The sequence below is a fragment of the Streptomyces odontomachicola genome (assembly GCF_039605595.1).
Lineage (GTDB): Bacteria > Actinomycetota > Actinomycetes > Streptomycetales > Streptomycetaceae > Streptomyces.
In genome coordinates this window covers 1-10565 of the sequence record NZ_JBCFOK010000032.1, presented here as the reverse complement: position 1 = coordinate 10565, position 10565 = coordinate 1, and the positions used below count along the sequence as shown (strand labels likewise).

Genomic DNA, 10565 nt, shown 5'->3' with positions numbered 1-10565 from the left:
CGTTCCCGGACCGCGGCGAACCCGGCGGGGGCGCCCGCGGCGCCCCCTGCGAGCTGCGCCGTCAGCTCTCCAGCGCGGACCGCAGACGCGCGGGATCGACCCGCCAGAAGTCGTGCTGCGCACCGTCCACCAGCACAACAGGGATCTGCTCCCAATACTTCCTGTACAGCTCGGCGTCCTGGTTGATGTCCTTCTCCTCCCAGTTCGCCCCGGCCTCGGCACAGACCCGCACGACGGTGTCGCGTGCGACATCACACAGGTGGCAGCCGGGCTTCCCGATCAACGTAACCGTCTTCATGCCGCCATTCTGCCGCCCGGCACGTGACGGACATCCGGCCGTAACGGCCCCAACGCGGCGACTGGCTATGCTCGATCGCATGCCTCTCCTTCCGGTCTCCCTTCCGGCGTGGCTCCCCCGCCGCATCCGCCCCGCGACCGCCCGGAGCGTGCTCGCGGGAGAGGCGGCGGCCGAGGCGGCGCGCAAGCAGGCGGCGGCTGACGAGGAGGAGCTGCCGCCTGAGGAGTACGCCGAGGGGGCCGAGGACGCCGAAGCCGCCGGTGAAGGCGTCGAGGACGGCGCCGAAGCGGGGGACGAGGCGGAGGAGCCGGAGTTCCCCGTCGCCGGGGACGTCCGCGCCGCCGCCTTCTTCGACCTGGACAACACGGTGATGCAGGGCGCCGCCCTCTTCCACTTCGGCCGCGGCCTCTACAAGCGCAAGTTCTTCCACAACCGCGAACTCGCCCGCTTCGCCTGGCAGCAGGCCTACTTCCGGATGGCCGGCACGGAGAACCCGGAGCACATGGAGGACGTGCGCTCCAGCGCCCTGTCCATCGTCAAGGGCCACCGCGTGTCCGAACTCATGGCCATCGGCGAGGAGATCTACGACGAGTACATGGCAGGCCGCATCTGGCCCGGCACCCGCGCCCTCGCCCAGGCCCACCTGGACGCGGGCCAGAAGGTCTGGCTGGTGACCGCCGCGCCGGTGGAGACCGCCACGATCATCGCCCGCCGCCTCGGCCTCACCGGCGCGCTCGGCACGGTCGCCGAGTCCGTGGGCGGGGTCTACACGGGCCGGCTGGTCGGCGAGCCGCTGCACGGCCCCGCGAAGGCCGAGGCGGTGCGCGCCCTGGCTTCGGCCGAGGACCTGGAGCTGGAGCGCTGCGCCGCCTACAGCGACTCGGCCAACGACATCCCGATGCTCTCCCTGGTCGGCCATCCGTACGCGATCAACCCCGACAGCCGACTGCGCGCACACGCCCGCGAGATGGGATGGCGGCTGCGCGACTACCGCACGGGCCGCAAGGCCGCCAAGGTCGGCATCCCCGCCGCCGCGGGCGTCGGCGCGGTCGCGGGCGGCGCGGCCGCCGCGGTGGCCCTGCAACGCCGCCGCCGCTGACGCAGGCACGCACACGGCCCGGTCACACACGGCCGGGTCGCACACGGCCCCGCCGTACACGCCCGGTACGCACACCGGCCCGCGCCATACACGCGCGTACACGCCCGGGCCGCACACGCCCTGTTCGCACAAGCCCGTCCACACGCCCGGTTACGGCGCGCACACCTCGGACATCCGTGCGTGCCGATGTGGAATTCGCCCTGCGTACCCGTTACCCCGCCCCGCCAGTCCCCCTGCGACCCAGTGATCACAAGAGATCACTCAACTGACAAAAGCGGGCTCTCCACTTGTCACTCGACTGACAACACCTGGCTCCTGACCGGCCGTCAACCCGTAACAGAGCGAACCGAATCGGCGATTTTGGCAACTAGGTGTAGCGCTGCCTGTACGAAGCGTTATTCTCCTCAGACGCAATTCGGTACCCACACGTCCCTACACCGGGCGAACGGTCCCGCACTGCACGTGATGGAAGCTCTGCCTCTGGGAGTCCCGTGTACCCACACGTCGGGGTTGACGCCTCGGGCCTGGCTACGCTGCGCAGCACGGTCGTCACAGCCGTCGACCGGATGCGCGACTTCGTCCCCACCGCGTACGCCGTCCCCGCCCTCGCCGCAGCCGCACCTGTCCCCACCCGTCCCCCCTACGCCCTGGCGACCCGCGCGCCGGGAAGCGCCGCCGACGCAGCGCACTCCTCCGCCACCGCGACCGCCACGGCAGCCGCCGCGCCCAACACCCCCGCGACCACGGGACCGGTGCGCAGGCGGACCCGCGGCGCCGCCAACACCGCGCAGCCCGGCGCGGCCAACTCGACGGCCGCCTCGCGCCGTCCGGCGGCCACCGACAGCGACAGCCGCCGCATGATGGACCTCGTCGAGCGCGCCCAGGCCGGCGAGTCCGACGCCTTCGGCCGCCTCTACGACCACTACAGCGACACCGTCTACCGGTACATCTACTACCGCGTCGGCGGCCGCGCCACGGCCGAGGACCTGACCAGCGAGACCTTTCTGCGCGCGCTCCGCCGCATCTCCACCTTCACCTGGCAGGGCCGCGACTTCGGCGCCTGGCTGGTCACGATCGCCCGCAATCTGGTCGCCGACCACTTCAAGTCGAGCCGCTTCCGGCTGGAAGTGACCACCGGCGAGATGCTGGACGCCAACGAGGTCGAGCGCAGCCCCGAGGACTCCGTCCTGGAGTCCCTCTCCAACGCCGCCCTGCTCGAGGCGGTGCGCAAGCTCAACCCGCAGCAGCAGGAGTGCGTGACCCTGCGCTTCCTCCAGGGGCTCTCGGTGGCCGAGACCGCACGCGTGATGGGGAAGAACGAGGGCGCTATCAAGACCCTGCAATACCGCGCCGTCCGCACGCTGGCCCGGCTCTTTCCGGACAACGCACGGTAACCCCAGGTGAGCGCGCCGATGCCCGCTGTCACATCATCCTCAGTCCGTAACCAGCGCGCCGTGCCGCTCGTTGTGGGGATTGCAGACTTCCCACAGGCGTGGCAGGCACGGGCCCCTCACTCGTACGAGTGAAACCGGGCAGGTCGCGCAACTCTCCCTGTGTCCAGGGGAGTCGACCGTGCTGACGAGAGGAGGTGCCGCCCGTGATCGGATCCGTATCGGCCAGCCGTCGGGCAAACGCCTTCGCCCAGGTCCTGGATGAGCAGCGGCTCGACGATGCCGCGGCGGCCGAGCAGACGGCGGGCGACGGAGCCGGAGCCACGCCCCCCGAGTACGCCCAGGACGCGGGAGGCGGCGAGGAACAGCTTCTCCGCCTGGTGGACGGCCTCGAAGCGCTGCCCAAGCCGGAGTTGGACCCGGAAGTGAAGACCGTGCAGCGGGCACAGCTGGTCGCCGCGATGGAGGCCGCGTTCGCCGAGGGGGCGGCCGCGGGCCCGGGCGACCGGGTCCCGGAGCAGCGGGCGCGCCCGGGAAAGGGCAGCCACCGCGCGCCGAGCCTCGGCCCGTTGGGCAAGCTGCGCCCGAAGTCCCGGCTCGCGAAGGGGCTCACGGCCGGCGGGCTCGGCGTGGGCGTCGCCGCGACGGCGCTCGGCGGGGTCGCGGCGGCGAGCACCGACGCCCTCCCCGGTGACCATCTGTACGGCTTCAAACGCGGCATGGAGGACCTCAAGCTCGACATGGCGGGCGACGAGGCCGACCGCGGCCGGCTCTACCTGGACAATGCCTCCACCCGGCTCGGCGAGGCACGGCGCCTGCTGGAGCACCGGCGGGGCGGCGCGGAGCTGGGCCACGAGCAGCTGGGCGAGGTGCGCAGGACCCTCAGCGGCATGCGGCACGACGCCGACGAGGGCCACAGGCTGCTGAGCGCCGCGTATGAGCGGGACGGCGACCTGGGCCCCATGCAGTCGCTCTCCTCGTTCTCGCGCGGCCACCGCGCCGGCTGGTCGGAGCTGCGCGACCGGCTCCCGGTGCAGCTCACCGACGTGGGCGAGGAGGTCTCCTCGGTCTTCGACGCCATAGACGAGGAGGTCGGACCGCTGGAGGACATGTTCCCCAAGGCTCCCGGCTCCCCGCCGCACAAGGCGCCCGAGGACACCCCGCGCACCCAGCAGTCGGAGCCCGGTTCCGCCAGCCCCTCCTCGCCGGACGCGAGCGCGCCGGAGAGCTCGGACGGGCGCACCGGGGAGGGCAGCGGGTCGCCCTCGCCCAGCGAGTCCCGGTCCAAGAAGCCGGACCAGGGCCTGCTCGGCGGCGGTGGCGGACTGCTCGGCGATCCCTCGCAGGACGCGAAGAAGCCGTCCGAGCCGGAGTCCGACTCGCCTGCGCCCGACGTGGGGAAGGACGGAGTCGATCTCAGGCCGATCGTCCCCGACGTCCTCCCCGGCCTGAAGGACCTGCCGCCCAAGCCGCCGCAGTAGTCCGGGCCCGTCGTCACGGGACACCGCACCGCCTCCGCCCCTGCCGTGGGGCGGAGGCGGTCGCACGTGCGGCTCCCGACGCGTGCGGCTCCGAACGCGTACGGCGTCGATCGCGTACGACTTCGCCCCCGTACGGATCCGAAGCGGGTCAGAAGAAGACCGAGCGGCGCTTCACCAGCAGCTTGTAGAGCGTGTGCTGGATCGTCTCGCGCACCTGGTCGGTGAGGTTGAACATCAGCATCGGGTCGTCGGCCGAGCCCGGCGGATAGTCGTCGGTGGGTATCGGCTCGCCGAACTGGATCGTCCACTTCGTCGGCAGCGGCACCGCGCCCAGCGGCCCCAGCCACGGGAAGGTCGGCGTGACGGGGAAGTACGGGAAGCCCAGCAGCCGCGCCACCGTCCGCGCGTTGCCGATCATGGGGTAGATCTCCTCGGCGCCCACGATCGAGCACGGCACGATCGGCGCCTTCGCCCGCAGCGCCGTCGAGACGAACCCGCCCCGCCCGAAGCGCTGCAGCTTGTAGCGGTCGGCGAAGGGCTTGCCCAGCCCCTTGAAGCCCTCCGGCATCACGCCCACCACCTCGCCGCGCTCCAGCAGCCGCTCGGCGTCCTCGGCGCAGGCCAGGGTGTGCCCGGCCTTCCGCGCGAGCTCGTTCACCACCGGCAGCATGAACACCAAGTCGGCGCCGAGCAGCCGCAGATGGCGGCCCGCGGGATGGTTGTCGTGCACCGCGACCTGCATCATCAGGCCGTCCAGCGGCAGCGTCCCCGAGTGGTTGGCGACGATCAGCGCGCCGCCGTCCTCGGGGATGTTCTCCACGCCGCGCACCTCGACCCGGAAGTACTTCTCGTACACGGGCCGCAGCAGCGACATCAGCACCTGGTCGGTCAGCTCGCGGTCGTACCCGAAGTCGTCGACCTCGTAGTCGCCGGTGACCCTGCGCCGCAGGAAGGCCAGGCCCTCCGCCGCCCGCTTCTCCCAGCCGCCGCCCAGCAGCCGGTCCAGCATCCCGTCGCCGCGCACGGACTCCTCGTCACGCTCCCGGCCGGCGCGCTCCTCCCCCGCCCCGCCTTCGGCCCCGTACCCGGCGGCCGCCTCGAGTGCCGCCGCCTGCGCGCCGCTCGGCAGCTCGGGAAGCCCGGCGCCGGCCGGCTGCTCCCCGTCCGCCTCGTACGCCCCGGGGACCGTGGACAGCGGGGCCGCTCCCTGCTCGCCCTTGCGCCGCCTGCTCCCGGCCCGGCCGCTCTTCCCCGCCGGCCGGCCGCCGCGCCCCCGGTCGCGGTCCTCGTCGAACGGGATGACCTTCGCATCAGCCATGCTGACGGACCTCCTCCTGCGGCTGGGCACCGGCCGCCCGGGGCAGCGCCGCGGCGAGCCGGTCGACGGTACGGGCCAGGAGCTCGGGCGGCAGCAGGCCCGCGCCCTTGCTCTGCGCGTACGCCGCGAGCGTCTCCGCTGTCGTGTACCGCGGCTCGAAGCCCAAAGTCTCGCGCATATGTGTGGTTCGCACGACCCGTCCGTGCGTCAGCAGCCGTATCTGTTCCGGAGAGAAGTCCGTCGCCCCCACCGCCCGCAGCGCCGTCCTGCCCCAGCGGATCGCGGGCAGCAGCATCGGTACGGTCGGCTTGCCCAGACGCCGGGCGCACTGCGACAGCAACAGCACGCCGTCGCCGGCGATGTTGAACGTGCCGGAGTTGAGCCCCCCGTTCGCCGGGTCCTCCGACGCCAGCCGCAGCACCTCGATCACGTCGTCCTCGTGCACGAACTGCAGCCGCGGGTCGTAGCCGAGCACCGTGGGCAGCACCGGCAGCGCGAAGTACTCCGCGAGCACCGAGTCCACCGAGGGCCCCAGCACATGCGCGAAGCGCAGCACCGTCACGGCCACATCGGGCCGCCGGCGCGCGAACCCCCGCACATAGCCCTCGACTTCCACCGTGTCCTTCGCGAACCCCCCGCTGGGCAGCGACTTGGGCGGCGTGGTCTCGTCGAACATCGCGGGATCCCGCGGCGCCCCTCCGTACACGCTGGTCGTCGACTTGATCACCAGGCGGCGCACGCTGGGCGCCTTCTGGCAGGCGCCGAGGAGCTGCATGGTGCCGATGACGTTGGCCTCCTTGACCGCCCCCCGGCCGCCCCCTCGCCCACCGATCGGTGTGCCGTGAATGTCCATGTGCACCACGGTGTCCACGCCGTACTCGGCGAGCAGCTTTCCGACCGTGGGCTGTCTTATGTCGGCCCGTACGAAATCCGCGCCGCCCAAGTGATGGGCGGGCGGCAGGGCATCGACGCCGATGACCTTGTCGACGTCGGGTTCGCGCTGAATGCGGCGTACGAATCGCCCGCCCAACTGCCGGGCGACACCGGTGACGAGCACGACCTTGCCCAAGACCCCTCCCTGGACCAGTGCCTGGCGGATGCTCCACTGAAGGTCTCACCGTAACGGGTGGAGATTGCGCTGTGATGACCGCATGCTGCTCGCTGTAACGATCAGGCCGCACAACAAAACCGCCGCCCTCCGGAAAAACCGAAGGGCGGCGGCATGCAGCACAGTTGGCGCTGCGGAAGGCGCTCGAAGAAATCGAGCCCCGCTCACTTCTTGTTGCGGCGCTGAACTCGCGTCCGCTTCAGAAGCTTGCGGTGCTTCTTCTTGGCCATCCGCTTACGCCGCTTCTTGATGACAGAGCCCACGACAACCCTCGCTCACGGATCGTCCCCCCATTTACGGGGAGAACTCACTTCGAATCACTCGGTGCGGGGCGTCCGAGCCCACACGACCTACATGGGCCCAGCCTACCCGTCGCCGGATGAACCTCGTAATCCGAGGGTCGCCGCGGTGCTGCCGCCATCGATCGCTACGACCGGCGAAAAGCAACTACCGGCCGCTCAGGCGGTCTCCACCCCCACATAGGACTCTTGGAGGTACTCGTGGACGGCCTGCTCTGGGACCCGGAAGGACCTGCCCACCCGGATCGCCGGCAGATGACCGCTGTGCACCAGCCGGTACACGGTCATCTTGGACACTCGCATCACCGAGGCGACCTCCGCCACGGTCAGAAAGTTGACCTCATTCAGAGGTCCCTTACCAGCAGCCATGTCACACCTGAACCTTCCGCACATGTCGGGCACCGGCTTCCCCTCCGGTGACTCCTGCTCGCATGCGCGCTCCTCCCCAGATTAGGGGCGGGTGATGCGAGTGGGGAAGAGGAGTAGCGATCGGTTCCCTACTGTGACAGACACGCTCGATTGAGTACATAGCGAGTAAGCGGGCGGTAGTAATCGGACCGCACAGCGTCATCAAGCGGAACTGCCACGGACACCCGCCCCTCCGCCTCCCCGACGAAGAGCGCCGGATCGTCCGTATCTGCCGGACCCATGGCCTCGATACCGAGCTGACCTGCCGCGCAAGCCCATCCGTGGTCCCCGATGACCAAGCCGGGAAGGGGCCCGCCGGCCGCCGCGGCGGCCCCCAGGGCGACCCGAAGCGGGAGTGGGGAGTGGGTATGTGCGCCCGGCGCACGAGGGCTCAGGGGAACACCGGCCTCGTGGACCAGTGCGACTCCCCGTACGTAGGAGAGGTTGTACGGGCGTACCCCGAAACGGGTCTTCATGTCGATACGTCGTCCATGCGCCGGTACCAGGACTGGACAGCCCGCCGCCGAGAGCGCTGAGGCCAATGTGGCGTAGAAGCCCAGGAGTCGATCAGGGTGGCCCGTCCCCAGCAGGACCGGAGTACGCCGCTCCGCCGCGCTGCGCAGCCGTTCCGCGAAGGAATCCAGCGCGGCAATGGTGCGCTCGGGGTCGATGGTGTCCTGCCCCGACACCGTATCGGGGTCCTCCGAGACTCCGCACCGGCGCGCCATCAGCCCGATCAACTCCGGCATGCCCCAGTCCCGTTCGGGCTCGAGCCCGAGCAGCGCCCCCGGGTCGCCCGCGGCGAACAGCCGGTACCGCCGCAGGCTCTTCTCCCGCGTCGTCGCCACGGGACCCGCCATCCGCGCGGCCAGCAGATGCGCCCGCAGCGCTCCCACACTCAACACACGACCATGGTTCCCAACACCACGACCCCCCGCCGACAGGACCGCCGCCGATCACCCCCCGAATCCCCGTACGACCCCAACCCCCTTCCAACTCGCCCCAACTCCCCACCCCACCAGGCATAATGAGCACTCGGGGGCCCACCCAACCCCTAGGGATCAACCCCTGAGGCATACCCCCTCAGCCCCCTGGGGCGCCCCCTAAGGGAGCCGCCCGCCCCTCAGGGGTGCGGCCCGTCCCCTAGGGGAGCAGCCCGTGCGCCGGGAACACCGCCTTACGGGTCCCCCTGATCGCCTGGTCCAGCGGATCCGCCGGGTCGTACCCGGACTCCGCCCAGTCCCGCCACGACGGCTCCCGCCCGTCGGTCATCCGCATCGGCGCCACGCTGCTGCCCGTACGCGCGTACGCCATCTGCCGCCAGGTGTCCGGCACTTCGGTTGTAGGGGCCACCGGTGCACCGGCGGCGATCGCCACCAGGTGCGTCCAGGACCGCGGTACGACGTCGACCACCGCGTACCCTCCGCCGCCGAGCGCCACCCAGCGCCCCTCCGCGTGCTCGTGCGCCCACCCGTGGCATGCCTCCGCCACCACGCGCTGCGCGTCCACGCTCACCGCGAGGTGCGCGAGCGGATCTTCGAAATGGGTGTCGGCGCCGTGCTGGGTGACCAGCACCTGGGGCCGGAAGGCGCCCAGCAGTTCGGGCACCACCGCGTGCAGCGCCCGCAGCCAGCCCTCGTCCACGGTGCCCGGCGGCAGCGCCAGATTCACCGCGTGCCCCTCGGCCTGGTCCCCGCCGGTCTCCTGCGCCCAGCCCGTACCGGGGAACAGCGCGCCCGGATGCTCGTGCAGCGAGATCGTCAGCACCCGCGGGTCGTCCCAGAACGCCGCCTGTACGCCGTCGCCGTGGTGCACATCCACGTCCACATACGCGACGCGTTCGGCGCCCAGCTCCAGCAGCCGCGCGATCGCCAGCGCCGCGTCGTTGTAAATGCAGAACCCTGACGCGGCCCCGGGCATCGCGTGGTGCAACCCGCCCGCGAAGTTCACTCCGTGCAGGACCTCGCCGCGCCACACCGCCTCGGCCGCGCCGATCGACTGCCCGGCGATCAGCGAGGACACCTCGTGCATGCCGGAGAACGCCGGGTCGTCCGGGGTGCCCAGCCCGTAATTCCCGTCAGCCGACAAGGGGTTCGCCGAGGCGGAGCGCACCGCGTCGATGTAGTCCTGCCTGTGCACCAGGCGCAACGAGGACTCGCCGGCCGCCCTCGCCGACACCACCTTCAGCCCCGGCTCGGAGTCCAGGCCCAGCGACTCGACCAGCCGCATCGTCAGAGCCAGCCGTACCGGGTCCATCGGATGCCCGGCCCCGAAGTTGTAGCCGGTCACTGCCTCGTCCCACATCAACTGCGCGCCGCCGCTCATGAACGCCACCGTATCCCCCGGCGCGTGCGGCGAACGAGCGCTCGGGGGGGGGGCTGGGGGCGGGGTACGGGCACCGGCAGGGTCCAGCAGGATCAGGCCCCCTACGGGCTAGGCCCCCTGCAACAGCTCCGGCAGCTCGGGCATCCGCTCGAAGTAACCGTTCGCCCCCGGCAGCCGCTCCGCCGGGGTCATCGCGGTGAAGGCGTACACGTCCATCCCCGCGTCCCGCGCCGCCCGCACCCCTAGGGGGCTGTCCTCCACGACGGCACAGCGCTCGGCCGGCACTCCCATCTGCCGCGCCGCGTGCAGGAACAGGTCGGGGGCCGGCTTCCCCCTGCCCACGTCCTCCGAGCTGAAGATCCGCCGCTCGCCGAAGCGGTCGTACAGCCCCGTCTTCCGCAGCGCGACCCTGATCCGCTCGTGGCTTCCCGACGAGCCGACGCAGTACGGGATCTCGTCCGCGTCCAGCTTGTCGAGCACCTCCGCCACTCCGGCCACGGGCATCAACTCCCGCCGGAACGCTTCGAAGACCCGCGCGTGAAAGACCTCGTCGAAGTCCTCGGGCAGCTTCCGCCCCGACCGCTCGTGTACGAGGTCGTGTACGCGGTGGACCGCGGCCCCCATGTAGTCCCGCAGGGAGTCCTCGTACGAGGTCGGATGCCCCAGCTCGGTCAGGTAGCCCGCGAGAATGCGGTTCGACAGCGGCTCGCTGTCCACGAGCACGCCGTCGTTGTCGAAGATGACCAAGTCGTAGCGCATTCCCCTATTTTAAGGCTCGGGGTAACGCAAAAAAGCTCCGGCCCGAACCCCCGAAGGGATCCGAGCCGGAGCTCTCTTA

The 10565-nt window shown here is 71.2% G+C and carries 11 protein-coding genes; 3 read left to right on the top strand and 8 right to left on the bottom strand.

The features are described from left to right. Positions 1-61 precede the first annotated feature (61 nt). Entirely contained in the window at positions 62-298 is a 237-nt protein-coding gene (locus ABEE00_RS34850) for a glutaredoxin family protein (RefSeq protein ID WP_345749823.1), read from the bottom strand. 79 nt (positions 299-377) lie between these two features. On the opposite strand from ABEE00_RS34850, the gene ABEE00_RS34845 reads away from it, so the two are divergent. From ABEE00_RS34845 to ABEE00_RS34835, 3 genes are all read left to right on the top strand, one after another. Further along, positions 378-1397 carry an HAD family hydrolase gene (locus ABEE00_RS34845; protein WP_345749822.1) on the top strand — a complete coding sequence of 340 codons (1020 nt, stop codon included), beginning with the start codon at positions 378-380 and terminating at the stop codon, positions 1395-1397. A gap of 491 nt (positions 1398-1888) precedes the next feature. Continuing rightward, positions 1889-2791 (top strand): ECF subfamily RNA polymerase sigma factor, BldN family, encoded by a 903-nt coding sequence (locus tag ABEE00_RS34840; RefSeq protein WP_345749821.1) that lies wholly within the window; start codon positions 1889-1891, stop codon positions 2789-2791. Between the two features lie 203 nt (positions 2792-2994). After that, positions 2995-4269 (top strand): DUF5667 domain-containing protein, encoded by a 1275-nt coding sequence (locus ABEE00_RS34835; protein ID WP_345749820.1) that lies wholly within the window; start codon positions 2995-2997, stop codon positions 4267-4269. 148 nt (positions 4270-4417) lie between these two features. Here the strand turns inward: ABEE00_RS34835 and ABEE00_RS34830 are convergent, their stop codons facing one another. From ABEE00_RS34830 to ABEE00_RS34800, 7 genes are all read right to left on the bottom strand, one after another. Continuing rightward, a complete protein-coding gene (locus ABEE00_RS34830) occupies positions 4418-5587 on the bottom strand; it encodes a lysophospholipid acyltransferase family protein (RefSeq protein ID WP_345749819.1) in 1170 nt (389 codons plus the stop codon). After that, a complete protein-coding gene (locus ABEE00_RS34825) occupies positions 5580-6656 on the bottom strand; it encodes an NAD-dependent epimerase/dehydratase family protein (protein WP_345749818.1) in 1077 nt (358 codons plus the stop codon). Before ABEE00_RS34825 ends, ABEE00_RS34830 begins: the two co-directional genes overlap by 8 nt. A 203-nt stretch (positions 6657-6859) precedes the next feature. After that, positions 6860-6958: a 30S ribosomal protein bS22 gene (locus ABEE00_RS34820; protein WP_003948845.1), complete on the bottom strand. Its 99-nt coding sequence runs from the start codon at positions 6956-6958 to the stop codon at positions 6860-6862. 195 nt (positions 6959-7153) lie between these two features. After that, on the bottom strand, positions 7154-7363 hold the full coding sequence (locus tag ABEE00_RS34815; RefSeq protein ID WP_158677109.1) for a helix-turn-helix domain-containing protein: 210 nt from the start codon (positions 7361-7363) through the stop codon (positions 7154-7156). A gap of 128 nt (positions 7364-7491) precedes the next feature. Continuing rightward, positions 7492-8307: a phosphatase gene (locus tag ABEE00_RS34810; protein ID WP_345749817.1), complete on the bottom strand. Its 816-nt coding sequence runs from the start codon at positions 8305-8307 to the stop codon at positions 7492-7494. A 238-nt stretch (positions 8308-8545) separates the two neighbouring features. Next, positions 8546-9727 (bottom strand): acetoin utilization protein AcuC, encoded by a 1182-nt coding sequence (locus ABEE00_RS34805; RefSeq protein WP_345749816.1) that lies wholly within the window; start codon positions 9725-9727, stop codon positions 8546-8548. A 108-nt stretch (positions 9728-9835) separates the two neighbouring features. Then, positions 9836-10486: an HAD family hydrolase gene (locus tag ABEE00_RS34800; RefSeq protein WP_345749815.1), complete on the bottom strand. Its 651-nt coding sequence runs from the start codon at positions 10484-10486 to the stop codon at positions 9836-9838. Positions 10487-10565: the final 79 nt, after the last annotated feature.

What these genes read in the sequence shown, in the direction of transcription:
- ABEE00_RS34850 (WP_345749823.1), bottom strand. Translation starts at nt 298, where the DNA reads ATGAAGACGGTTACGTTGATCGGGAAGCCCGGCTGCCACCTGTGTGAT.
- ABEE00_RS34845 (WP_345749822.1), top strand. Translation starts at nt 378, where the DNA reads ATGCCTCTCCTTCCGGTCTCCCTTCCGGCGTGGCTCCCCCGCCGCATC.
- ABEE00_RS34830 (WP_345749819.1), bottom strand. Translation starts at nt 5,587, where the DNA reads ATGGCTGATGCGAAGGTCATCCCGTTCGACGAGGACCGCGACCGGGGG.
- ABEE00_RS34815 (WP_158677109.1), bottom strand. Translation starts at nt 7,363, where the DNA reads ATGGCTGCTGGTAAGGGACCTCTGAATGAGGTCAACTTTCTGACCGTG.
- ABEE00_RS34805 (WP_345749816.1), bottom strand. Translation starts at nt 9,727, where the DNA reads ATGAGCGGCGGCGCGCAGTTGATGTGGGACGAGGCAGTGACCGGCTAC.
- ABEE00_RS34800 (WP_345749815.1), bottom strand. Translation starts at nt 10,486, where the DNA reads ATGCGCTACGACTTGGTCATCTTCGACAACGACGGCGTGCTCGTGGAC.